This window comes from Lyngbya aestuarii BL J (assembly GCF_000478195.2).
Taxonomy (GTDB): Bacteria; Cyanobacteriota; Cyanobacteriia; order Cyanobacteriales; family Microcoleaceae; genus Capilliphycus; species Capilliphycus aestuarii.
Window position 1 is genome coordinate 14,654 of the sequence record NZ_AUZM01000060.1, and the last position, 22,505, is coordinate 37,158.

27 protein-coding genes, 1 tRNA gene and 1 pseudogene are annotated in these 22,505 nt (G+C 41.3%); 17 read left to right on the forward strand and 12 right to left on the reverse strand.

Annotated elements, in window-relative coordinates:
- The first annotated feature begins 9 nt into the window (after positions 1-9).
- Both M595_RS20720 and M595_RS31255 read left to right on the forward strand, forming a co-directional pair.
- Entirely contained in the window at positions 10-555 is a 546-nt protein-coding gene (locus M595_RS20720) for a Rho termination factor N-terminal domain-containing protein (RefSeq protein WP_023068425.1), read from the forward strand.
- Between the two features lie 166 nt (positions 556-721).
- Positions 722-871: a hypothetical protein gene (locus tag M595_RS31255; RefSeq protein WP_023068401.1), complete on the forward strand. Its 150-nt coding sequence runs from the start codon at positions 722-724 to the stop codon at positions 869-871.
- A 45-nt stretch (positions 872-916) separates the two neighbouring features.
- On the opposite strand, the gene M595_RS20725 is transcribed toward M595_RS31255, so the two are convergent.
- Positions 917-1,132 carry a hypothetical protein gene (locus tag M595_RS20725; RefSeq protein WP_023068402.1) on the reverse strand — a complete coding sequence of 72 codons (216 nt, stop codon included), beginning with the start codon at positions 1,130-1,132 and terminating at the stop codon, positions 917-919.
- 145 nt (positions 1,133-1,277) lie between these two features.
- Positions 1,278-2,756: a pyruvate kinase gene (locus M595_RS20730; RefSeq protein WP_023068394.1), complete on the reverse strand. Its 1,479-nt coding sequence runs from the start codon at positions 2,754-2,756 to the stop codon at positions 1,278-1,280.
- Between the two features lie 379 nt (positions 2,757-3,135).
- Here M595_RS20730 and M595_RS20735 point away from each other — a divergent pair, with 379 nt between their 5' ends.
- From M595_RS20735 to M595_RS20780, 11 genes are all read left to right on the forward strand, one after another.
- On the forward strand, positions 3,136-5,913 hold the full coding sequence (locus tag M595_RS20735) for a UPF0182 family membrane protein (RefSeq protein WP_040484433.1): 2,778 nt from the start codon (positions 3,136-3,138) through the stop codon (positions 5,911-5,913).
- A gap of 101 nt (positions 5,914-6,014) precedes the next feature.
- Complete coding sequence (gene gap, locus M595_RS20740; RefSeq protein ID WP_023068410.1) at positions 6,015-7,037, forward strand: type I glyceraldehyde-3-phosphate dehydrogenase; 1,023 nt, start codon at positions 6,015-6,017, stop codon at positions 7,035-7,037.
- A 356-nt stretch (positions 7,038-7,393) separates the two neighbouring features.
- A complete protein-coding gene (locus M595_RS20745) occupies positions 7,394-7,891 on the forward strand; it encodes a BON domain-containing protein (RefSeq protein WP_023068398.1) in 498 nt (165 codons plus the stop codon).
- 141 nt (positions 7,892-8,032) lie between these two features.
- Positions 8,033-8,380, forward strand: a complete 348-nt coding sequence (locus M595_RS20750) for a 4a-hydroxytetrahydrobiopterin dehydratase (protein WP_023068399.1) — start codon at positions 8,033-8,035, stop codon at positions 8,378-8,380.
- A gap of 506 nt (positions 8,381-8,886) precedes the next feature.
- Entirely contained in the window at positions 8,887-9,591 is a 705-nt protein-coding gene (locus tag M595_RS20755; protein WP_023068411.1) for an ImmA/IrrE family metallo-endopeptidase, read from the forward strand.
- A 193-nt stretch (positions 9,592-9,784) separates the two neighbouring features.
- Positions 9,785-10,177 carry a hypothetical protein gene (locus tag M595_RS20760; RefSeq protein ID WP_023068426.1) on the forward strand — a complete coding sequence of 131 codons (393 nt, stop codon included), beginning with the start codon at positions 9,785-9,787 and terminating at the stop codon, positions 10,175-10,177.
- Between the two features lie 141 nt (positions 10,178-10,318).
- The gene (locus tag M595_RS32450) at positions 10,319-11,578 is read left to right on the forward strand and encodes an N-6 DNA methylase (RefSeq protein WP_023068397.1); all 1,260 of its coding nucleotides are present in this window, start codon (positions 10,319-10,321) and stop codon (positions 11,576-11,578) included.
- The gene (locus M595_RS32455) at positions 11,550-12,059 is read left to right on the forward strand and encodes an Eco57I restriction-modification methylase domain-containing protein (RefSeq protein WP_023068416.1); all 510 of its coding nucleotides are present in this window, start codon (positions 11,550-11,552) and stop codon (positions 12,057-12,059) included. Before M595_RS32450 ends, M595_RS32455 begins: the two co-directional genes overlap by 29 nt.
- Positions 12,056-12,286 carry a type II toxin-antitoxin system VapB family antitoxin gene (gene vapB / locus M595_RS20770; protein WP_023068407.1) on the forward strand — a complete coding sequence of 77 codons (231 nt, stop codon included), beginning with the start codon at positions 12,056-12,058 and terminating at the stop codon, positions 12,284-12,286. The genes M595_RS32455 and vapB overlap by 4 nt, the downstream gene beginning before the upstream one ends.
- Positions 12,286-12,669 carry a type II toxin-antitoxin system VapC family toxin gene (locus tag M595_RS20775; protein ID WP_040484434.1) on the forward strand — a complete coding sequence of 128 codons (384 nt, stop codon included), beginning with the start codon at positions 12,286-12,288 and terminating at the stop codon, positions 12,667-12,669. Before vapB ends, M595_RS20775 begins: the two co-directional genes overlap by 1 nt.
- On the forward strand, positions 12,666-12,944 hold the full coding sequence (locus tag M595_RS20780) for a type ISP restriction/modification enzyme (protein WP_023068391.1): 279 nt from the start codon (positions 12,666-12,668) through the stop codon (positions 12,942-12,944). The genes M595_RS20775 and M595_RS20780 overlap by 4 nt, the downstream gene beginning before the upstream one ends.
- A gap of 29 nt (positions 12,945-12,973) precedes the next feature.
- Here the strand turns inward: M595_RS20780 and M595_RS20785 are convergent, their stop codons facing one another.
- From M595_RS20785 to M595_RS20795, 3 genes are all read right to left on the reverse strand, one after another.
- On the reverse strand, positions 12,974-14,230 hold the full coding sequence (locus tag M595_RS20785) for a glycosyltransferase family protein (protein ID WP_023068408.1): 1,257 nt from the start codon (positions 14,228-14,230) through the stop codon (positions 12,974-12,976).
- A 115-nt stretch (positions 14,231-14,345) separates the two neighbouring features.
- Complete coding sequence (locus tag M595_RS20790) at positions 14,346-14,939, reverse strand: DJ-1/PfpI family protein (protein WP_023068403.1); 594 nt, start codon at positions 14,937-14,939, stop codon at positions 14,346-14,348.
- Positions 14,940-15,078: 139 nt separating this feature from the next.
- Positions 15,079-16,377 (reverse strand): ABC transporter substrate-binding protein, encoded by a 1,299-nt coding sequence (locus M595_RS20795; RefSeq protein ID WP_040484435.1) that lies wholly within the window; start codon positions 16,375-16,377, stop codon positions 15,079-15,081.
- Positions 16,378-16,420: 43 nt separating this feature from the next.
- Here M595_RS20795 and M595_RS20800 point away from each other — a divergent pair, with 43 nt between their 5' ends.
- From M595_RS20800 to M595_RS20810, 3 genes are read left to right on the forward strand one after another with little or no spacing between them, the layout of a single operon-like run.
- Positions 16,421-17,173, forward strand: coding sequence for a class I SAM-dependent methyltransferase (locus M595_RS20800; protein ID WP_023068392.1), 753 nt, complete (start codon positions 16,421-16,423; stop codon positions 17,171-17,173).
- A 49-nt stretch (positions 17,174-17,222) separates the two neighbouring features.
- A complete protein-coding gene (locus tag M595_RS30255; RefSeq protein WP_052001827.1) occupies positions 17,223-17,597 on the forward strand; it encodes a calcium-binding protein in 375 nt (124 codons plus the stop codon).
- Positions 17,598-17,894, forward strand: a complete 297-nt coding sequence (locus M595_RS20810; protein WP_023068423.1) for a hemolysin-type calcium-binding repeat family protein — start codon at positions 17,598-17,600, stop codon at positions 17,892-17,894.
- A 39-nt stretch (positions 17,895-17,933) separates the two neighbouring features.
- Here M595_RS20810 and M595_RS20815 read toward each other — a convergent pair whose 3' ends face one another.
- From M595_RS20815 to M595_RS20840, 6 genes are all read right to left on the reverse strand, one after another.
- Complete coding sequence (locus tag M595_RS20815) at positions 17,934-18,680, reverse strand: HAD-IIB family hydrolase (protein ID WP_238987114.1); 747 nt, start codon at positions 18,678-18,680, stop codon at positions 17,934-17,936.
- Positions 18,681-18,858: 178 nt separating this feature from the next.
- A tRNA-Gly gene (locus M595_RS20820) sits at positions 18,859-18,930 on the reverse strand.
- A 106-nt stretch (positions 18,931-19,036) separates the two neighbouring features.
- The gene (gene ribH / locus M595_RS20825) at positions 19,037-19,630 is read right to left on the reverse strand and encodes a 6,7-dimethyl-8-ribityllumazine synthase (RefSeq protein ID WP_023068424.1); all 594 of its coding nucleotides are present in this window, start codon (positions 19,628-19,630) and stop codon (positions 19,037-19,039) included.
- Between the two features lie 82 nt (positions 19,631-19,712).
- Positions 19,713-19,904 (reverse strand): photosystem II reaction center protein PsbZ, encoded by a 192-nt coding sequence (psbZ, locus tag M595_RS20830; RefSeq protein WP_023068412.1) that lies wholly within the window; start codon positions 19,902-19,904, stop codon positions 19,713-19,715.
- A 210-nt stretch (positions 19,905-20,114) separates the two neighbouring features.
- Positions 20,115-20,786: a phycobilisome degradation protein NblB gene (nblB, locus tag M595_RS20835; RefSeq protein ID WP_023068414.1), complete on the reverse strand. Its 672-nt coding sequence runs from the start codon at positions 20,784-20,786 to the stop codon at positions 20,115-20,117.
- 133 nt (positions 20,787-20,919) lie between these two features.
- The gene (locus M595_RS20840) at positions 20,920-21,381 is read right to left on the reverse strand and encodes a CBS domain-containing protein (RefSeq protein ID WP_040484436.1); all 462 of its coding nucleotides are present in this window, start codon (positions 21,379-21,381) and stop codon (positions 20,920-20,922) included.
- Positions 21,382-21,511: 130 nt separating this feature from the next.
- On the opposite strand from M595_RS20840, the gene M595_RS20845 reads away from it, so the two are divergent.
- On the forward strand, positions 21,512-22,048 hold the full coding sequence (locus M595_RS20845; RefSeq protein WP_083492858.1) for a DUF1499 domain-containing protein: 537 nt from the start codon (positions 21,512-21,514) through the stop codon (positions 22,046-22,048).
- Positions 22,049-22,173: 125 nt separating this feature from the next.
- Here M595_RS20845 and M595_RS20850 read toward each other — a convergent pair.
- Positions 22,174-22,505, reverse strand: a pseudogene (locus M595_RS20850) (photosystem II D2 protein (photosystem q(a) protein)); the annotation flags it as partial.

Here is a 22,505-nt window from a genome sequence, read left to right on the forward strand (position 1 = left end):
TTCACCAAAATGAGCAATAAAAACTACGAAGAAAAATATACTAAGCCGGACTTACGGCGTGAAATCAAACAAGAAATCATGGAGTCTGACAAAGGCGGAAAACCCGGACAATGGTCGGCGAGAAAAAGTCAGTTACTCGTACAGGAATATGAAAAACGGGGCGGAGGTTATCAAGGTGAAAAAGATGACGCGGCTCATTCTTTAGAAAAGTGGACTGAGCAAAATTGGCAAACCCAAGAAGGGGATGAAAACGCCCGAAAAAATAATAAAACTAAACGGTATTTACCCCAAGAAGTTTGGGAACGTTTGAGCGAGGAAGAAAAGCAAGAAGTCGAAGAAAAAAAGCAGTCCGCTTCTCAACAAGGAGAACAATATTCACAATGGACGACCGCAGTCAAGCGAGTCATGCGCGAAATTCAACACTCTGATGACTCTCAACTCACCAAGCGAGAACTTTACCAAAAAGCACAAGAATTAGACATAGAAGGACGCAGCAAAATGGATAAGTCGCAACTTTATGAAGCGATAGAAGAAGTCGAAAATTCAGAGTCTTAATTCTGTTAGCAAAATACAAGTGTAAATCTTGAAATAAATAAATCTACGTCAATAAGGGGTTACAGTATTAGGAATTCATCTGAAAAATGGTTGTTATGTCGGCGTACCTCGGGCTGAAACTTGTCTTCGTCCCGGTGATACTTTAATTTTATATGGTCGCTTACCTTTGCTGTCCGAACTCGACGAACGGGGAGCGAATTTTGCAGGAGAACAAGCCCATCATCAAGCCGTTGCCGATCAGGAAAAAATTGTCTCTAAACAACAGCAACAGGAGGAAGCAGACGATGGGGGGAATCGACCCGCAACCTCCAATTAAATGTATTCTCTAGGCCATATAAAGAGTTTGTTATTTAAAAAAGCTCTAGTTAGAATGACGATAATCAGCATCGACCCAGCAACGAGGTAAACTTTCACCGGAAGGAAAAACAAGTTTTTCTTTCTCCATAAACTCAGGAGGTTGTTCTTCTTCTCCGGCTTGAACTCTGCCTGAAATCTGACTTTTATTCGGGTCAGCTAATGCAGTTACATCTAGAACTTTAACTAAGTTTCCAGTTTGTTTATTTTCTAAAAAAATCATAGCTTTATCAAGTTTGACTCTACTTTAGAGAGTATCTACGATTTATTAAAATCTGTCATCTATCTTAAGTTCTATAAATTTTAAATCGCTCGGTATACTCTCTATTTCCCTCTATTTCCCTCTATTTATCCTCTGAAACTGTTAATTACTCCCAAGAATGTAAAGCTCGCAACTGGGGAGTCTTTTTCATCTGATGGGCTTGCATTCGGGTCAGAACATCATCTAAAATTGTTACTGCTTCCTCAATAAACGGCCCTTTATTTAACATCACACATTCAGACCGTTGCGCCATCGCCGCATCTGTAACTTCCGAACGTAAAGGAATTCCTGTTTTCGCTAAATGCTCTAAAACTTGAGTCGCCCAAATCACTGGAATATGCGCCGCTTCACACATCCACATAATTTCTTCTTGCATTTCTGCCAAACGTTGATAGCCAATTTGAACGGCTAAATCACCCCGAGCAATCATTACCCCAAACGGTTGATGACCTGCCGCTTGAACAATCAATTCCGGTAAATTTTTAATGGCAACTTGAGTTTCAATTTTAGCAATTAAACCGATTTCGTGACCGGGATTTCTCGCTTCTAATTCTTGTTGCAATCGCTTAATATCTGAAGCTTCTTGTACAAATGAATAGCCAATAATATCCGTATGATCTGCAATAAAATCTAGATCTTGCAGGTCTTTTTCTGTTAGGGAATCAAAATAGACTTCCGTATCTGGAAAGTTCATTCCTTTATCATTTTTGAGCTTTTCTCCCTTTTTAGGTCGAGCTTGAATGACCTCTAATATTACCCCATCTTCCTGAACCGATTTCACCCGACTTCCCAATTCACCATCATCGATCCAAACCGTATGTCCTTCTCGAACTTGATCGAGAATTTCTGGAATTGTGCAACGGGTTTGAAAGGGAAATTCGCCATTCGGTTGAGGCTTATTTTTACTCATAAATAAGCGATCACCTAAATGTAAGCGATTTTCATTTTCTGGAGTAATCACATCGGCGGTGCGAGGGTGAATTCCGCCCAAATCCATTAATAATTTACACGATTTTCCCGTTTCAGATTCAGCCCAACGCAAGTTATCAATCATCGCTTCCCATTCTTTAGGACTATCATGGGCGCAATTAATTCGTACACAATTAACTCCCCCTTGCAGAATTTTGACAAAGAATTCATAATTTTCTGCCGCATCTGAAGGTAAAGTTACCATAATTCGCACGCGACGTTCCGATGATGACTTTCCTAAAAGTTCTTGAGTTTGACGGTCAAGCAAGCGTTCTCCGCGAAAAAATGTACGAGTAGAAGGAGGTTTCGGTAACTTCTCGAGGTCGGCTTGACAAATCGTTCCCAAAGCAGCAATTGTTGCATCTAAATTTTCCATCACTCGACCTTCACAGCGTCCCAAAGAAGACAACCCTAAAGGCATTAATGATCGTTGAATAGGTCGTAAGTCATGGTGTCTTAAAATCAGATAATGAGCAAGATTTAAGCCACTGATTGTAAATGATCGTTGAGTAATATTGGGTCGCCATTTTTCATAGAGTTCTCTACCTTCTTGTTCAACAGACTGCCGTAACTCCTGTAGCGTCTTTAGCAATGTTGTTAAATTTGTATTATCCACACAAACCCCCTATTATTTCTATTTAATTTTAGGATATCATTTGATTATCATTTAATCCTTGTTCCTATAGATAGATTTTAAATGAGCCATTCTCTATTTTTTGGCTATTGGATATAAAACTCTATCTCTCGAAAGATGTCATTCTGTAACTCTTATTCTTAAGGTATAGATTGAGTGAAGTATATCTTTAGTCTAGATCGATCAAAAGTATTCACGCACTGAATACACAGAGGCAGTTTGATGTTCGGCTTTATAAAAAAGTTTCATTTTTACACGTTGATCAAACATACAATTAAGATTTTTTGAGGATGAGCCATCTTGATAATAGAAGTTGATACAATATACCTAATCATTAAAATTAATTTGATAGCGGAGAATAATGAAATCGCATAATAAATTAATTATCGGATTGATCTTAATCTTTTTTATCGGTTTATCTCTCACTCAGACTTTAGTACATCTGTTAACTCAAGTCTGGTGGTTTGAGAGTGTTGACTTTTCCGACGTTTTTTGGACGAGACTCACTTGGCAAGTGATTATTTGGATCGGAAGTTTTGCTCTTTATGCCTTATTTTTAGCAGGAAATTATGGGTTAGCTCTACATTTAACTCGAAAATATTCGTTTCGTTTTTTAGAAGGAACGGACTTAGAACCTTATACCCGTAGCTTTGCCAATTCAATTGCAGGGGTTGTTACTTTCCTAATTGCGTTGAATGCTGCTGAGAGTAGCGTGTCCGCTTGGGAGACTATTTTAAAATATCTCAACGCTACTAATTTTCAGATAGAAGATCCAATTTATCAGCAAGACATTGGCTTTTACCTATTCAAACTTCCCCTTTATGAAGGCCTCCATGATTGGTTAATTGTACTTTTGTGCATCGGTTTAATCTTCTCAATTTTAGTCTATATTCTCAAGAGTAATTTTAGAAATCTCCGTCACTGGAATACTCTACTCAGTCATGGAGTCAAAACTCATATTAGCCTGCAAATTGCAGCCATTGCTATTCTCGTTGCTTTTGGATTTTGGCTCGGACGGTACGAACTTCTTTATGAGTCCGATGGTTTAGTTTATGGAGCCGGATATACTGATGTTAACGCTCGGATTTTTGCCTACTGGGTAATGAGTATTCTGGCGATTGGTTTAGCCGCACTTTCGATCTTTTCCATCTGGCGAAATACCCTGATTATTCCCCTTTATGGAATTGCAATTTATTTCATTGCATTTATTGGAGTCAACGAAATTTATCCCGGTTTTGTGCAGAAATTTATCGTCAATCCTAACGAACTCGAAAAAGAAATACCCTACCTTGAATATAATATTGAATTAACCCGCAGTGCCTATCAGTTAGCCGGAGTACAACGGCAAGATTTCCCCGCAGAAACTCAACTCGATAGTCAAGCATTACAAGACAACGAAGCCACCATTCGTAATATTCGGCTTTGGGATTATCGACCCCTTCTTAGTACCTATCGCCAACTGCAAGAAATTCGACTCTATTATCGATTTAATGACGTTGATATTGACCGCTACACTCTCGATGGAAACTACAGACAAGTGATGTTAGCACCCCGAGAGTTAGTGTATGAACAGCTTCCCGAAAAAGCAAAAACTTGGGTTAATAAACGCTTAAAATACACTCACGGTTACGGTTTAGTCATGAGTCCGGTTAATCAAGTCACACCGGATGGTTTACCCGTTTTATTTATTAAAGATATTCCCCCGGATTCTCAAGTAGACCTTCAGATCACTGAACCCGCAATCTATTACGGAGAAAAAACAAACACCTACATTTTCACGGGAATGGATACTCAAGAATTTGACTATCCTCGCGGTGGTGAAAACGCCTTTACAACCTACGACGGAAAAGGCGGAGTCCCCCTTCCCTCGATTTGGCAACGACTCGCCTATGCCTACGATTTAAGTAGTTTAAATCTTCTCATTTCGGGTTATTTTACCCCAGAATCTCGGATTCATTACTACCGAAATATCGCCGAACGAGTCAATCAAGTTGCGCCTTTTTTGCGGTTTGATGGTGATCCTTATATGAGCGTTATTGATGGAAAATTACAATGGATTATAGATGCTTATACCGTCAGCGAGCGCTATCCCTATGCCGAACCGATATTGGAAAGTGAAAATGTCAATACAATTTTAGATAGCGAAAGTCTCCGACAAATTGCTCGGGGAGACGTTAACTATATTCGCAATTCTGTCAAAGTCACAGTTGATGCTTTTGACGGCACAATGCGGTTTTTTGTGGTTGATGAAACCGATCCCGTCTTGATAACATATCGCAAGATTTTCCCGAAATTATTTATTTCTAAAGACTCCATTCCTGAAGACATCAAAGATAATTTTCGCTATCCCCTAGATTTATTCACCATTCAAGCGCAAATGTATCTTTCCTATCACATGAGCGAGCCGCAAATCTTTTACAATCAGGAAGATTTGTGGCGTTTCCCCACCGAGGTATATGAGGGAAACAAACGGTTAATGGAACCCTACTACTTAATCCTACGTTTACCCGAAGGTGAAGGCGAAGAATTTGTGCTAATTCTCCCCTTTACCCCCGTGAATAAAGACAATATGATTGCTTGGATGGCAGCTCGTTCAGATGGGGAAAACTACGGGAAATTACTCCTCTATGAATTCCCGAAACAAAAGTTAGTTTATGGCCCCAGTCAAATCGAAGCCCGCATCGATCAAAATCCCGAGATTTCCCAACAACTAACCCTCTGGAGTCAAGAAGGTTCAAAAGTGATTCGGGGCGATTTATTAGTCATTCCCATCGATGACTCTTTACTATACGTTGAACCCGTTTATTTACGTGCAGAACAAGGAGAATTACCCGAACTCAAACGAGTCATTGTCGCTTATGGTAAAGAAGTTGTGATGCGAGAAAATTTAGAACAATCTCTCGCCGCAATTTTTGGCGAAGTTGAACAACCCGCCCAACCACAACCCACTCAACCTCTATCTCAACCTCAACCTCAACCTACAATTTCTGAGGATATTACCAGTTTAACTGAAGCCGCAATTGAAGCCTATCAAAATGCAGAAGCCGCCCGACGTCAAGAAAATTGGGCAGAATATGGTCAATACAAGAAAGAATTTGAACAAATATTACAGCAACTTGAACAAAAAACCGGACAATAAAAATAACCTCATCCTCTAGATAGAAGGCGAACTTTTGATAAACACTTAGTCTGAAACTATCAGCAAAATATCGCATTTTTAAGTTAATTGGAGAGAGAATCATGGCAAGAGTTGCAATTAATGGATTAGGTCGAATTGGTCGAGCAGTTTTCAAAATTTTACTCGATACTCCCGAGCTAGAAGTTGTTGGCATTAACGATATTATTTCCGCCGATCAACTCGCTTATTTACTCAAATACGATACTGTCTATGGCAAATGTTCTAAAACGGTTGAAAGCACCAAAAATAGCTTAATCATCGCCGGTCAAGAATATCCGGTTTATCAAGAAAAAGACCCCACTCAACTCCCTTGGGGAAAACAAGATCTCAATGTCGATATCGTCTTTGAATGTACCGGAATTTTTACCAAAAAAGATGACTTAGAAAAACATCTACAAGCAGGTGCAAAACGAGTCATTTTATCCGCCCCTCCCAAAAGCGAAGGAATTCCCACCATTGTCAATGGAGTCAATCAAATTTCTGAGTCTGATCAAATCATTTCTTGTGCAAGTTGTACCACGAATTGTATTACCCCTGTCATGGAAGTTATGGGTCGTCGAATTGGGGTAAAAAAAGCCGCAATGACTACAATTCACGCCTACACTGCAAGCCAAGGATTGGTTGACCAACCGAGTAAAAAATGGCGACGGGGACGAGCCGCAGCGGAGAACTTAGTCCCCACTTCCACCGGTGCCGCTCAAGCTACAACTCAAGTGTTAACACAATTTCAAAATAAATTTGATGGAGCAGCAGTTCGGGTACCTACTCCCGTCGGTTCAATTACTGATATTACCCTCGTTACAGAACGTTCTACCAGCGTGGAAGAAATCAATAATATTTTCCAAGAAGAAGCAGAAAACGAACAATATCAAGGAATTTTAGGAGCTTCAGAGGATGAACTGGTTTCCTCTGATATTATTGGCGATACTCGCGCTTCTATTGTTGATTTAAGCATGACTCAAGTGATTGATGGAGATTTGGTTAAAGTGATGAGTTGGTATGATAATGAGTGGGGTTATGCGAGCCAAATGGTGCGCCAAGGGGTACAAATGGTTAAACGCATCAAAGAACTACAACCTGCTTAAATATTCGTCAAAATTTTTTGACTGGAAATCCTAAAATCTGTTCCTCTAGGAAGATCCTGATTTGTACTTTGAGGATCTATCCTAGAACTCAATGGGTTACTGATGAAGTTAAAGTTTAAGCTTTTTGAATGGGAAAGCTTAGGAAATATAAAGATAAAAAAGTAACCCTAGAGACTAAATTTGTGCAGTTCTGATTTTAGATTACAGAATTTAAACTTTTGAATGGCTTGTTTCTGTAATTGTTATTGGGCTGTAACAAATAAAAGTAAACTATTCACTCGATCTTTTCTTATTAAATGGAATTGACGGCTGAATTATTTACTTCTTGATTGTTTGTAATGGGAGGATATATCCTCATGGATTTTTATTTACTGTTAGGTATTGTTGCCGTTGGATTTTTAGTTTATCTATTGATGCAACGTCAACGTTTATTTTACTCTGCTGTCACTGTTTTAGGTATTTTACTCATAACCTTTACTCAGAGTTCGTCTGCTCTAGCAACACCGCTTTTAGGTGCTTTAGGAACTCCTGATAGTGTACTTCAAACTCCTCAACAAAAACAGCTTGATGAACGCTTAAAACTGAATCCGGGTGGCGGTCAATATAGTGGTGTTGAATACGTTAAGAAAGACTGGAAACGTACAAAAGCACTGAGCGATCGCCAAATTAAAAAGACCATTAAATCTGATATTCAAGAAGATTTGGTGGCAATGGTAGCGAATGGTTCCGTCATTCTCTCGGGTACGGTTAAAGATAAAAATACAGCTCGGAAAATTGTTAAGGAAGTTAAAGCAATTCCCGGTGTTCACGAAATTACCTTTGAGTTAGGATTAAAGGAAAAAAGTAATCTGTAGAGCTTTAAACAAACAGATTAATTAATCTTTTCTCATTCATTTTTTTGACTTTGAAAGACAAGGTAGAGAGAATAAAAAATCTCGCCTTGTCAAGTGTTTTGAACAAAACAAATAACAAAATTAATAGTTTAGGAGATAATCATGGCACAACTTACCCAACAAAAATGTGAAGCCTGTACCAAAGATTCAAAACCCGTCACTCAAGAACAAATTCAACAGCTTAAACCTGAAATTCCCCAATGGGATTTAATTGACAGTCAAGCAGAAGCTCGTTTACAGCGAACTTATCAATTTCCAGATTTTAAAACAGCTTTGGATTTTACCAATAAAGTTGGAAATGCAGCCGAAGCCGAAGGACATCACCCCGCAATTACGACTGAATACGGAAAAACAACCGTGACTTGGTGGACTCATGCGATTTCTGGGTTACATCGTAATGATTTTATTATGGCGGCTAAAACCGATGATATTGCTCAAAGTTTCTCATAAACTCTGACTCTAGAATAATTTAGATTAATTAAGCGTTCGCATTCTCTCCGCGAACATTTTTTTTGTCAGGGTTTAAGTCTTTGGAGTTAAAAATAAATTTGTATTCAACTTTTTTTAATTTAATTTAGATGGAAGCTGGACAATCTTCCGTAATATTTTGAAATTTGTAATAGCAATGTAGTATATGATGCTTTGGGCCAAAGCCTTCCCCAACTGGGCATCATACCAAGGGTACGAGCCAATCTGCTTGACAGCATTCCGCAAATATGTTACAAACTATATATTCATTTAATTACAGTGATTTACCAACTTTGCACTGTAAACAGGGGTTAAACTGTGCTAGACTCTTTAGATTTTTTGTCAATAAATAGAAACAAAATTTTAAGAGTTAAAACTTTATATTGTTCTAGATAGAAAGTGAGTCAATTTTCTCATTTTTGTCCGGTTGAATTTTCTCATGTTTTCAAGCCGGATGGATGTTTTGTGCAGGGGAGGAAAAATCAGAGGTGAACCTATTAAAACCGTATCGTTTTCACACAAAAGCGTTTATTGAACGTCAAGCCAACCGCATCCTAGAACAGATGCAAACGACAACAAATTTTGCTCCCAGTTGGCCGTTTGATGGCTCTTTAGTGGCTGACTTTCTCGATTTAGGTATCGTTTGGGATGTGATCAAACCCGACGAACAAGGGGCAATTGCTGCTCGTATTTTACCCAGAGAACGACTGATAGAGATTAACGAAGACATTCTTGACAAACAAAGAGGGTTTATCGAATCTACCCTCGCCCATGAAATCGGTCATTGGGTACTACACGTCAACCATCAAGCAACTCCCCAAGCCACAACAGCCCCCGAAGAACCCTTTGTTTGTCGCTCCCAGACGACCATCACTCAAATCGCCTCGATTGAATGGCAAGCCCAATATTTCGCCAGTTGCCTACTTATGCCCCGTTACATTATGGAGCAGAAAAGGTTCGGCCGAAACTTGACGAAATGGTCACATCTCTATGAACTCCGTCAAGAATTGGGCGTCACCATCTCCAATTTAGTCTGTCGCCTGCAAGACTTAGGCTGGATATACCTTCGTCCCGGAGAACGCACCATTTATCCGGGTCCCGAAATGCTCTCTCAACACCAACACTTTCTCAATCAACACGCTCAAGGCCAATCTCATAGTGGGTGGATGGTGCTAGAAGAAGCCCAGAGTTAATCTTCCCCTACCCTGAACCTTCAAGGCTGAAAAAATCCGATTTCTGCTGAGAGAACCCCCAATCTAACGATGTTCTGGGGAAATCTCCGATTGCAGCGTTTAATTTTACATTCACACCCGCTCTAACACGCTATATTTAGAGTCTGAGCAAAGTGAATTTGTCAATAACCCTATCTATGGTGTAGAAATAGCTATGGCTGCCCTTCCCCTTTCTCGCTGGGAACTTCAAAACCCCCAACAACTCGCCGAACTCCTGACAACCGCCCAAACCTGGAAAGAAATAGAGGCGCTTGGAAAAGCATACCCCGACTGGAAACGGGAAGCTTGGGAGTTGTTGTCCCCGGAGAAACGGGAATATATCCAACAACTCAAACAGTGGAAAGATTGTCCCACCGCTCAAAAATTTCCCCTCGGTTGTACCGTTGAGCGAATTAATAGCACTCAAGGACTAACAGGAGAGGTGATTAGTTATTGGAGTGCCTACGATATTGATTATGTCATGTTTAGAGTTGGACCGGATATTGATTGGTGTCGGGCTGCTTTTTTAAAGAAAGTTAAAGCGGAGAATCAATCCTCAGAAAATTAATACTCAATCTCAACTCATGTAAATGTAGGGTATTTTGAAATAAAAAGGTAACAACAGTAGCCCGAGTGCGTTAAAATAAGCTGGAATACTGAGCATTAGCCCTTAACTTAGCCCTGGCTTCATAATTTCGGGAGTCGCTTTATGTCCAGATTGCTGGTAACGCAATATCAGGCAGAAGTTGAAAAAATTATTCGCTATGGGGGTTCTCGCAAGGAAACCAGCATTCGCAATGCTTTTGAGCGTCTGCTGAACGAATATTGCCAACCCCGCAACTATCTGCTGATTCCCGAACTGGACTTCAAAACCAAGTTCAACACCACCGTTTTTCCCGATGGTACGGTGAAAGATGCCATCCGCTTGGAGCATGGTTGGTGGGAAAGCAAAGACCAGTACGATCACCTCGACGAAGAGATTGAGAAAAAACAGGAGTTGGGCTATCCCGACGAAAATATTCTCTTTGAAGACTCCCAAACCGCCGTTCTGATTCAACACAGTCGGGAACAGTTGCGGGTTTCGATGCGGGATTCCGAAGCGCTCGACGGGCTGATCTCAACCTTTGTAGACTACGAACGCCCGGAAGTTCGGGACTTTCGCTCCGCGATCGCCAAATTCAAAGAAGACATTCCCCACATTATAGAAGCCTTACGACAGATTATAACACAGCAGGAAGCCAATAATACAAAATTTCGGGAACGCCGCAACAGTTTTTTAGAGGTTTGTCGCCAGTCAATTAACCCGGAAATTGAGATTTTTGACATCCATGAAATGCTGATTCAACACATTCTCACGGAGGATATTTTTACCAATATTTTCCACGAGTCGCAGTTTCATCGGGAAAATAATATTGGCCGAGAAATCTCGGAGATTGTCAACACTTTTTTCACCGGAGCCACCCGCAGAAACACGCTCAAAAGCATCGAACATTACTATGCGGTGATTCGCCGCAAGTCGGAAAATATCGCCAACCACCACGAAAAGCAGAAGTTTCTTAAGGCGGTTTACGAGAATTTTTACAAGGCGTATAATCCGAAAGCGGCGGATCGGTTGGGGATTGTTTATACGCCCAATGAAATTGTCCGCTTTATGATTGAAAGTGCGGATTATTTGGTACACAAGCACTTTGGGAAGTTGTTGAGCGATCCGGGGGTGGAGATTCTCGATCCTTGTACGGGTACGGGTACTTATGTGACGGAATTGATTGAATATTTACCAGCCGATAAGTTGGAGCATAAGTATAAGCATGAAATTCACTGTAATGAAGTGGCGATTTTACCCTATTATATTGCTAATTTGAATATCGAGTTTACCTACCAGCAAAAGATAGGGAAATACGAGGAGTTTGAAAATATTTGTTTGGTGGATACTTTGGATCATGGCGGGCTTGGCGGGAAAGCAGCTTGATCTGTTTGCCATGAGTGTTCAAAATACAGCCAGAATTAAAGAACAAAATAGTCGGACAATTTCTGTGATTATTGGAAATCCACCTGACAACGCCCACCAGGAAAACTTTAACCAACGCAACGCCAACCGTCCCTATCAAGGTATTGATAAAGCCATCAAAGAAAGCTATATTAAGGAAGGAACCGCCCAAAACCAGATTGTCGTCTATGATATGTACACCCGCTTTTTTCGCTGGGCATCGGATAGGCTGGGCAAGAACGGCATTATCGCCTTTATAACGAATCGATCGTTTATCGACTCAAAAACGTTTGACGGGTTTCGCAAGTGCATCGAGCGAGAGTTTGACTCCGTTTATATTGTCGATACTCAGTCTGATGTCAGAAACAATCCCAAAATATCGGGTACGAAAAATAATGTTTTTGGGATTAAAACTGGAATTGCGGTGATGTTTTTGGTTAAAAATCAGGAGGGAAAACGATGACTGTTGATGCGGCGATCGAGCAAACCTTATCCCAGATGCCAGAAGAACTCAAACGAGAGGTTTTGAACTACGCCACCTACTTGCTATCCGAGTACGGCGATCGCAAGACTTCCGAGAATAGCACCGACAAAAAACGACGTTCTGGCATTTTGCAGGGGATGTTTGTTTTACCATTACCCGATGATTTTGACGAACCCCTGGAAGATTTTCAGGATTATATGTGGTGATGGCTTTCCTATTAGATACTCACACATTCATCTGGCTCACAGCTAATAGTCCCAGCCTGCCAGAAACTCTGAGAGAGACAATCGATACAGCAGAAACGGTCTATCTCAGTATTGCCAGCCTGTGGGAAATTGCCATCAAGCTACAATTGGGTAAGCTATCGCTCCACCAAGATTATGAACTGATTGGCGCAGAAGTGGAAGCATCGGATATTTTACTGCTACCCATCGAATTTTCGGACACGGTGCAAGTGCGAAATCTAGAGCTGCATCATCGCGATCCCTTCGACCGAATGTTAATCGCTCAAGCCATTAACAGAACGCTAGTTATTATCAGTAATGACGAGAAATTTGATGCTTATGAAGTTGAGAGGCTGTGGCAATGAGTAAGGCAAAAATATTTTATTTTACGCTACTCACCGGCGTTCCGGCGATCGCCTGGGAGTACAAACTTGGCAACCGTTCAGCCTTAGAATGGATACTCGATCAATACAAAGAAAAGAAACCCCGCCACCCCACCATCCGCGAAAAATTCAACACCTACAAATTTGCCGACTACAAAGAACAAGTAATAGATCTATTGCAAAGAGTCTGCACTGTTAGCGTCAAAACAATGGAAATAATTCAACAAATGCCCGATACTGTAGAACATCAGGGTTAGTCTACGAGGGAACTTGAATAGAGTATAATTCAAAAGACTTGTTCTAACACCATTTTTGCTAACTTTTCCGCCGCCCCCGGTTTTCCTCGAACTTGAATTAAGCGATCGCGAATTTGTTGTAATTTCTCTGGATTTTGTAAATAATCTAATGTAAATTCTGCCACTATTTTTGCGTCTAACTTCCCCACCAACTCGGGAACAATTTCTGTTTTCGCCCAAATATTCGGCCAAGCAAACCGTTTCCCTTGTTTTAATACGATCCAATTAATCGTTTTCGCAAACAACGAACCTGCTAACGGTAAATTCGCTAATAGCCCCGGTATGCCATCCCAAGCCCGCATCGCATCTAATTGTTGGGTAGGAAGCAATACAATCATCGGCACTCCTAAAGACCCTAATTCTGCTGTATTCGCGCCAATTGTTGTTAAACATAACCGACATTGAGACAACAAACCATAAGCCGGAGTTTCCGTACACAAGTAAATTTTTAAACCCGATTCTAACTGAAAATAAGGCGGATTAGCGTGATGTAAAGTTGCCTTAAAATCACCAATTTGTGCTAAAATAGGATTAAACTGTGGATTGGCAAATTGCGCTAAAGTTGATAACTCCAACGTGGGGGCAACGGGAATCATAAAACGGGTTTGGGGTCGTTTATTGTTTAAATATTGAGCGATCGCTAAGGTTAATGGAACACCTTGAGCGAGTTTAGCAGGTTTTGAACCCGGCAACAAACCGATTAATTCAATATTTGGATCGCTTAAAAACTCTAATTTCTGGTGTTGATTTTGCCTCAACTGTACATCCGCCATTAAATCCCCAACTATCTGAAATTTAGCAGAATATTGCTCGGGAATTCCCTCAATTACCTTAGCATTCATCGCCCCAAAACGATCAATCCACCGCCACCACCGCGCATCCCATTCTGCATAAATAACACTGCGATAACCCAACCGTTTGGCGGCTATTACCGTAAAAAATTGATCGCCCCCTAAAAAAACAACCACTCCTTGAGAAAACCAATCCCAATTTTCTGCCGTTTTTCCGGTTAATAGAAATTGCCAAAAACAGTCAGAACTTTGAACCCGATCAATTTCCGGATAAGAATGGGCGATCGCAACTTCTTTTCCCGTTGCATGAGGACAAGGCGAAAGAATCAGGGAAATTCTAACTTTCTCGGTTTGATCTCCTAACTGTTTTCTCAATGCTTCTACCACCGGACGAACCCAAGTTGTGAGTTCTCCGGGGCCGTTAGAAAGGATTAAAATATCGATAAACTGCACCATCTTGTTTCCCGAAGAAAAACCACAAAGGCACGAAGACACGAAGTTGCATCTACCCGGTATTCCGAGAATTAATCCTTTTTTAATTCATAATTCCGTTCGATTGGAACCTTGAATTTTAAAGGGGATGCGTCCAGTGATATTCCATGTATTGTGCCGTTTTTATCGCGGTTTCTTGACCCAACAATTTTGCCACAACATAAAGCGACGAATCAATTCCGGCAGATATTCCCCCCGAAGTGATGATTTTGTCTTGTTCGACAAACCGTTGATTTTCCACAACCTCGGTGTTGGGTGCGATTTCTCGGAGTAAGTCAACAGCCTGATAATGAGTGGTTGCCCTTAACCCCTCAAGTAAACCTGCTTTTGCTAAAATTAAAGAACCTGTACAAACCGACAACACTAACTCAGCATCTTGAGAACAGGTTTTAATCCAATCTAAAATCGTGGATTGCTTCATTGCTTCTCGACTACCCTTTCCGCCAGGAACGATTAAAATATCAGGAGAGGGGCAATCTGTCAGTGTATATTTAGGATTAACACTCAACCCATTTTTAGCCTGAATAGAGCCGTTTTTTTCGGCAACGGTATACACTAGAAACGGTTTATCTTCATTCAACTCAGAGGTCACAGAAAAAACCTCAAATGGCCCGGCAAAGTCTAGAACTTCGACATCATTAAACAGTAATATAGCAACATTTCTTTGAGTCATTGTCTTGATCCTTAATTATAGACACGTCGAGTTTTCTACACCCTAACTTTCCGTACATTCAACTGCCTACCCCCTTAAGATAGTTAAATTATTAATAGACTTCGGGAGAGATAGGGTATAGGAGACAGACACAGAAGTTTTAGATCATCAGTTTAAGACGATTTTCCGCTTGTTTTAACGCATCTTGGGGATTTTCTCCGAGTAAAGACGCTTCAATCGCCCGACCTAAATTTTCCGACAGACGACGGTATCCGGCAATAATTGGCCGCGTTCGCGCCCAGGCCATCTGTTTGAGAAAGACTTGTAAACTCGGTTGTTGAGATAAAAAATCTTGATACTTTTGACTTTGACGAGTTTTCAAATTTACAGGTAAATATCCCGTTCCCAGACTCCACTCAGTTTGAAAATCCTCACTCAACACATAGTCTAAAAACGTCAGGGCGGCTTTTTGCTGTTGGGGAGTGGTTTTCATCACAAACAGATGTTCACCTCCGACAACGGTTGCTTGTTGGTCTTTGGCGGGAATGGGAAACACTCCATAATCAATTCCCGCAGACTGCAAAAATCCTAACGTCCAAGGCCCTGTAATTTGCATGGCGACTTTACCGGAAATAAAGTTATCCTGTTCGTAGCCTCGTTCTGGACCAGAGAGAATCGCCGAACCGTCAGTGATTAAATCTGACCAAAACTGCAAAGCAGCGATCGCACCGGGATTCACTAAGTCTACCTCATCGCGGTCAATCAGTTCACCCTCGGCGCTATACATAAAAGGTAGCCAGGTAAAAACCGTCCATTCTCCTTTTCCGAGGGGTAAAACGATCCCATGTTGATCTAGCTTTCCATCTCCATCGAGATCTGAGGTGAGTTTTCCGGCGGTGACTCGAAATTCTTCCCAGGTGAGAGGGAGTTTAGTAATTCCCGCTTTTTCAAACAAACTGGGACGATAAAAAATCGCTGTATTATTCGTCGCCATCGGAATTGACCAAGTGTGTCCGTTGAGTTCCATCGCTTCAAACAAAGCCGGATCAATTTCGGCTTTTCGGGGGGACTCATCCAGCCAGTTTTCTAGGGGTTGAATCGCATCGAGTTCAACAAGTTGACCTGTAATTTGTGGTGCATACCAAAGGATATCGGGTGAGGCGTTTCCGACAATAGCCGTTAATATTTTCGGCATTTGCTGATCGGGTTGACCCACATAATAAGCATCAACCTGAATTTTTGGATGAGTTTGATTAAATTGATCAACTAATTTTTGGAAGACATCTCGATTGGGTGGTGGATTAATTCCATGCCAAAGTGTTAAATGAGTGACTCCAGGTTCCGTTGGGGTTTGAGTTTGACAACCTCCACAGATTAGTAAGCAAAGACTAAGGAGGATGACTCCCCAGGTTTTCAACCCATGACGAAAAACGGAAAAAGTCGCTGAGAAGATGAGCATGGTAAGATTTGAGTCTGAAAACTACCTGAGTCTTTTCTAGATCATGTTATCATCTTCAAAGTCTACTATTTTACAGAGCTATGAGCAGGATGCCTTTGCTCTCAAACAGCACTTACAAGATTATTTAAACTTGGATCAATCTACGCTTGAAACCCAACTAGAGTCTAGTCTAGAATTACTCGCTGAACTGGGTCATCGGGATTTTGACTGGGAAAATGCTTCTCTATTTTACCGTGAAAAAGTCGGTGAAATTTATTTATTTGAGTTGGGCGCTTGGCATCTCACCAGTCAAGACTATATTGGGAATACCTTACGAATGATTAGTGATCATGCTCGGGGTAAGGTGTTAGACTTTGGGGGAGGAATTGGAACTCATGCGATCGCCTCTGCTTTATCTCCTCAAGTCGAACGGGTGATTTATTGCGATATTAACCCCATTAATCAAGCGTTTGTGCGGTTTCGGGTGGAACAATTAGGACTGAGTGATAAAGTTAAGATTCAGTCTGAGATTTCATTAGAAAATCAGTTTGATACGATTCTTTGTTTTGATGTGATTGAACATTTACCCGCTCCCTCTCAACAGTTACTCACGTTTCATAAATTGATGTCTGATCAGGGAAAAATTATTCTCAATTGGTACTTTTATAAAGGGGAAAATCAGGAATATCCCTTTCACTTAGATGATCCTCAAAAAATTGAGCTATTTTTTCAAACAATTCAACGTCATTTTCTGGAAGTTTTTCATCCCTATTTAATTACCACTCGCTGTTATCAGAAGTTAATTCTTCCAAACTAATCTCAATTTGAATTGAAGTTCTCTAACCTGGGGGGAGATTTAAAAGACGTTGGCTGTATGGCGATCGCGATTAAACTCGAACCTCTGGTTAAAGTTAGTTTCACCGTACAGGTTACGGAGTCGGATTAACTTTTTTGGTGGGCCTGGTAATGATTCGTTAACGGGAAATAATGCCAACTCGGTGACGGGTTTTCCGGGTGATGACTATCTTTTTGCGGGTAAAGGAAGCGATCGCCTTGATGGTTTGGGAGGTAATGATACTCTTTTTGGTGATATCGATAGCGATCAAGTTTTTGGTGGCGACGGGTTGGATTTAGTTTTTGGGAATCAGTCTGAGGATACTCTCGATGGGGGCAATGATAATGATACTCTATTTGGCGGTCAGGGAAATGATAGTATAGCGGGAAGTTTGGGTGATGATTGATTGTTTGGAGATGGCGGGAATGATACTTTGTTTGGGGGAAATGGTAATGATAAATTTGTTTTCAAGCCGGGAGATGGAACAGATATTATTATTAATTATAGTGCTGGTGATAGTATTGTTTTTGATGCGATCGATGGAATTACTGCGGGTAGTATAACGCTTGTGGATGGAACGGGTGCTAATAATGGTAGTTTGTTAATTAATTTGATTTCAACGGGTGAAACGCTGGCGATATTACAAACGACTTCGGTTGCTGAATTTAATAGTATTGGTTTAATTGAAGTTGTGGAAATCTAATTTATCTTAAAAACCCGGTTTCTCCAATAAACCGGGAGTTTAGGGTGTATTTTTGGTGAGTAATTCTGCAAGTTCACAAAATCCATTCACTTCTTCTGCTATCGTTACATAAGTGGGTTTATAATTGAGATATTCGGTATAATGTAAAATATTGGCAACACCGACGGAGTAAGGGAATTTTTCGGGGTTAAATAAGCTTTCGTCGTTGGGACTATCACCCACGGTTAAAATATTTTCGGTTGACAGTTTGGGGAAATATTGTGATAAAACTTTTAACAGTCCCGTGGCTTTATCTTGGGTTTGGGGTTTAATATGACATTGAACGGTACTATAGGTAAAACCCCAATCTTGTTCGTGACACATCTCAGCTAACGTTTGCAGTTGCGATGGACTTAAGCCCCCGACATCAAACGTCCAATCTGTTAGCCGAAAGCGGTTATCTGTTGATTCTTTGAGATCCGGAAATTGATATTTTAAACGCTTAAAAACTTCGGCTAATTGTTGGCGATGTTCGCTGAGATCAGAAACCGAAACTAACAATTCAGGAGAATCATTTTTACTCCCATAAAAAAGTCCGCCATTTTCAGCGATCGCCCCGGAAACCGGAAGATAATTGTTTAACGCTTGTACCCATCCGGCTGATCGCCCGGTAATTAAGATTACCTCAATCCCGGCTTGAGTTAAACTTTCAATAGCCGTGATTAATTTCGGGGAGAATTTTCCCCCTTCGGTGAGGGTTCCATCCACATCACTAGCGATCAGACGGAGATTTGAGGGTAAAGTCACAGTGGAGAGAGGTTTGAGGGTCAATCCTATTGATACTCATTCAGTTCACTCTTTAGTATACTCAACAAATTGCCTTTAATCTCGGTTGGCAAAATTTTGGGGAAATGTGAGGGAAAAGGTCAAGAACAGAGTCACTGTTGTTGGGTGAATACCTGAATCTTTATTCTCTTTGTATCAAAGCGGGTGATGGGATTCGAACCCACGACATCAACCTTGGCAAGGTTGCGCTCTACCACTGAGCTACACCCGCAGTTTTACCTGACTCTCTCTAGAGTCTCATAAAAAGATCAATTTGTCAAGGTACTTCTAGAAAATTTTGAGACAATTTTGAGAAATTTCTGCTGACCTGAAGAAATTTAGGATTGCTCTTGTTTATTTTTATCCGTTTCCGATGCAATTGCCCGACTCGGACTGGCAGATAACATTCCAGGAGAATAACCCGTTGCATGATTCCCAGAACTGTCTACCGACATGGCTTTAATTTGTCGCATCAGACTCGCCATTTCCAGAGCATTCATTGCATATTCCCATCCTTTATTACTCTTGATTCCCGCCCGTTCTAGAGCTTGCTGCATGGTGTCTGTAGTGACAATCCCAAAGATCACGGGAGTTCCGGTTTGAAATCCGGTTGCGGCAATTCCTTTTGAGACTTCGGAGGCGACATAATCAAAATGAGGGGTTTGTCCCTTAATCACTGCCCCTAAGCAAATAATTGCATCATAACGCTGAGTTAACGCCAACTGATGAGCAACCAGAGGCACCTCAAAACTACCCGGAACCCAAACATAATCGACTTGTGTTCCTTGAGGATCAGGATTGACCCCATGTCGTTTGAGACAATCTTGACACCCTTCTAACAACTTAGTCGTAATGAGATCATTAAAGCGACCAATGACGATTGCAAACTGGAGGGAGTCGGTTTGAGTAAAATTTCCTTCAAAAACAGCCATACTGATAGTTTTAAATTTCAGTTGAATTTGGGTCAGAGGTTAATCTTTGGGTAAGTTTAACCTCTAACCCCCACAGAATCGATTAAACCACTAAATAGTTTAAGACTCCCACCAGCAGAACTAAAGCGATCCAAAGTCCTGAACCCACGAACAATAGAGGCTTAGATTGACTCCAGTTTTGAGGGGAAGCATAGGCAAAGGGAACGCCAACGACCATGACAAACGAGAGAATAACCAAAGCCGCTAAAAAGAATTGAAACAAAATTGTTAACATTGTGTTCTCCCAAACGAACAAGTTAGTAAAGACAACAAGCCATGAGAGCTGATACAAACCTTAAACTGACTCTCATATAGTTAAGCTACCAGAAATTGCCCCTTCTCGGGAACCGTTATTCTCAATCCCCTCGAACAAGTCAAGACAACTCAAAACATTGTCCACTTCCCGCCCAAAATCTATAAGGTTGAGTGAGCGTTCCCGTTGAACTTACTGTTCCCCCTGTCTCGTTCTTTGAGCGGCTTGGGCAACGGTTTCCACATCATCGCTTGCTAGTTTTTGTAAAGTTTCTTCTGCTTCTTGAGTCGCCCCCAGATGAACCAGGGCTTGAGCCACTCGATGCCGAATTTGCCAGTCTGGGCTAGAGGCAAACGGAAGCAGTAGGGGAATTCCCCTTTGATCTCCGAGTTCTCCCATTGCCCCAATCGCTACCGTTCGGATGAGATCATTATCTCCTTGGAGAGCATCCTCTAGCAATTCAAATCCCCGAGGTTCTCCAAGTTCTCCCAAGGCAGCCACAATACTGAGTTTAATCAACCATTCAGAGGTATTATGATAGACTTGGTGCAAATCATCAAACGCTTCGCGCAATTTGAGCGCTCCAATGGCATCAGCGGCAGCGGCTTTAACATCCGCTTCTGGATCTTTAAGTAAACATTCACGTAACAATTCCAAAGCCAGGGCGTGATCTTGTTCACCCAAACTTGAAAGTTGGCTAACTGCGGCGTAGCGGACTCGGGTATCGCGATCAATAACTGCGGGTTGAATCAGTTCAAAAGCTGTTTTAGGTTCAAGCTGACGTAATTGATTCACTCCCCGTAAGCGATCGCCCAAATCTTCTGAACTGAGCAATTGTTGAACGGATTCAGGAGTAATGCTCATGTTGTTAAAGGTGTTTTTATTAGAAGTTTGTTGTGATCAATTCCAGGATTGAGTTTAGACTTAAAATCCTATCATCTTCAAGAACCGATAGCTAGCCTGTGTTAATTCTTGCCTCAACCCGGACAGACTACTCTTAACCGGCTGCCATCATGCGAATAATATCTCCACAGGAAAGAATACCAATCACAAGTCCTTGTTCATCTAATACGGGTAATTGATGGACTTGCTTTTCATTGAGTAAACGGGCGGCTTCCGAGAGAGATTGACTCGGGGTAATTGTGGCGATTGGGTTTTTTGTCATCACTTCTTCAACGGTTTCACCCAAAGCTTTATGAAGTTCTTTTTCGTAACGGGCAGGACTTTCTAAAAAAATCACACTATCGAGAACAGTAATATAAGCTGGAGGTGTGACGCCACTTTGCTGCCAAATGATGTCAGTTTCAGAGATCATACCGACTAATTTACCAGCTTCATTAACGACAGGTAAGCCGCTAATCTGGTGTTCTGCTAAAATCTGGATGGCTTCTTTGAGAGGCATATCAGGCCTAGCTAAGATCGGGTTCGATGTCATTATGTCGGCGACCGTTTTGGGCATAATCTCAGACTCATCGTTGACTAAACTGTTGCTCTTATCATATCGGAATTTAGATCCCTACAGCGCGATCTGTGTTGCATCTATCTCACGTCTTTGTAGAACCCTTCAACAATACCCATCCAATCATCACATGAAGATCTTCTCTCTCAAACTTTCTCAGATTAATATTTTCACCTCTATTGGGGCTATAGTGCTGGTGATCTCCAGTTTTGTTGGTTTTATTCCCACTGCGGCGGCGCTTACGACTTCACCTCCTCCCATTATCGCCAGTCTTTTTTCCTTTTCTGGAACTCGACCCAATAATCTAGGGATTCAAGCAGGTCAGTTAGCGAATTGTCCGGATTCACCCAACTGTGTCTCTAGCCAAAGTACAGATGCGGTTCATCAGATCGCTCCCTTGGTTTATGAAGACTCTGCTACTGAAGCGTTTGAGCGGCTAAAAATGATTATTCAAAATCTGGATAATGCCAAAATCATTCGGGAGGAACAGGATTATCTTTATGCCGAATTTACTTCAGCAATTATGGGATTTGTAGATGATGTAGAATTTAATCTCGATGAAGCGGATCAAATTATTAATGTGCGTTCAGCTTCCCGTTTAGGAGAGTCTGATTTAGGGGTTAATCGGAATCGAGTTGAAACCATTCGAGCCGTTTTTCAGTCCTAAGTCTAACGAACTTTTCGAGATCAATATCGCGTTGTAAACGTTAAAACCCCCTGCTAACTTAGAGGGGGCTTTATTTATAATCCGAGTTTTAAACTCGTTTCAAACCGTGAGAAGATTTCCTACTCTTACAGTGCGTTACCACGTGGTAGAACTTCCTCAGGGAATACAAAGTTTTGGTGAGGTTGATCGACGGGAGCCATCCAGGCGCGAATCCCTTCGTTCAACAAAATGTTCTTGGTATAGAATGTTTCAAATTCGGGATCTTCAGCCGCCCGCAATTCCTGAGACACAAAGTCATAGGCTCGCAGGTTGAGTGCTAATCCGACAACACCGATGGAACACATCCACAGTCCAGTCACGGGGACGAATAACATGAAGAAGTGTAACCAACGCTTGTTGGAAAAAGCAATCCCGAAGATTTGTGACCAGAAACGGTTTGCGGTCACCATGGAATAGG

What these genes read in the sequence shown, in the direction of transcription:
- M595_RS20720 (WP_023068425.1), top strand. Translation starts at nt 10, where the DNA reads ATGAGCAATAAAAACTACGAAGAAAAATATACTAAGCCGGACTTACGG.
- M595_RS20725 (WP_023068402.1), bottom strand. Translation starts at nt 1,132, where the DNA reads ATGATTTTTTTAGAAAATAAACAAACTGGAAACTTAGTTAAAGTTCTA.
- M595_RS20735 (WP_040484433.1), top strand. Translation starts at nt 3,136, where the DNA reads ATGAAATCGCATAATAAATTAATTATCGGATTGATCTTAATCTTTTTT.
- gap (WP_023068410.1), top strand. Translation starts at nt 6,015, where the DNA reads ATGGCAAGAGTTGCAATTAATGGATTAGGTCGAATTGGTCGAGCAGTT.
- M595_RS20745 (WP_023068398.1), top strand. Translation starts at nt 7,394, where the DNA reads ATGGATTTTTATTTACTGTTAGGTATTGTTGCCGTTGGATTTTTAGTT.
- M595_RS20750 (WP_023068399.1), top strand. Translation starts at nt 8,033, where the DNA reads ATGGCACAACTTACCCAACAAAAATGTGAAGCCTGTACCAAAGATTCA.
- M595_RS20760 (WP_023068426.1), top strand. Translation starts at nt 9,785, where the DNA reads ATGGCTGCCCTTCCCCTTTCTCGCTGGGAACTTCAAAACCCCCAACAA.
- M595_RS32450 (WP_023068397.1), top strand. Translation starts at nt 10,319, where the DNA reads ATGTCCAGATTGCTGGTAACGCAATATCAGGCAGAAGTTGAAAAAATT.
- M595_RS32455 (WP_023068416.1), top strand. Translation starts at nt 11,550, where the DNA reads ATGGCGGGCTTGGCGGGAAAGCAGCTTGATCTGTTTGCCATGAGTGTT.
- vapB (WP_023068407.1), top strand. Translation starts at nt 12,056, where the DNA reads ATGACTGTTGATGCGGCGATCGAGCAAACCTTATCCCAGATGCCAGAA.
- M595_RS20775 (WP_040484434.1), top strand. Translation starts at nt 12,286, where the DNA reads ATGGCTTTCCTATTAGATACTCACACATTCATCTGGCTCACAGCTAAT.
- M595_RS20780 (WP_023068391.1), top strand. Translation starts at nt 12,666, where the DNA reads ATGAGTAAGGCAAAAATATTTTATTTTACGCTACTCACCGGCGTTCCG.
- M595_RS20785 (WP_023068408.1), bottom strand. Translation starts at nt 14,230, where the DNA reads ATGGTGCAGTTTATCGATATTTTAATCCTTTCTAACGGCCCCGGAGAA.
- M595_RS20790 (WP_023068403.1), bottom strand. Translation starts at nt 14,939, where the DNA reads ATGACTCAAAGAAATGTTGCTATATTACTGTTTAATGATGTCGAAGTT.
- M595_RS20795 (WP_040484435.1), bottom strand. Translation starts at nt 16,377, where the DNA reads ATGCTCATCTTCTCAGCGACTTTTTCCGTTTTTCGTCATGGGTTGAAA.
- M595_RS20800 (WP_023068392.1), top strand. Translation starts at nt 16,421, where the DNA reads ATGTTATCATCTTCAAAGTCTACTATTTTACAGAGCTATGAGCAGGAT.
- ribH (WP_023068424.1), bottom strand. Translation starts at nt 19,630, where the DNA reads ATGGCTGTTTTTGAAGGAAATTTTACTCAAACCGACTCCCTCCAGTTT.
- psbZ (WP_023068412.1), bottom strand. Translation starts at nt 19,904, where the DNA reads ATGTTAACAATTTTGTTTCAATTCTTTTTAGCGGCTTTGGTTATTCTC.
- nblB (WP_023068414.1), bottom strand. Translation starts at nt 20,786, where the DNA reads ATGAGCATTACTCCTGAATCCGTTCAACAATTGCTCAGTTCAGAAGAT.
- M595_RS20840 (WP_040484436.1), bottom strand. Translation starts at nt 21,381, where the DNA reads ATGCCCAAAACGGTCGCCGACATAATGACATCGAACCCGATCTTAGCT.
- M595_RS20845 (WP_083492858.1), top strand. Translation starts at nt 21,512, where the DNA reads ATGAAGATCTTCTCTCTCAAACTTTCTCAGATTAATATTTTCACCTCT.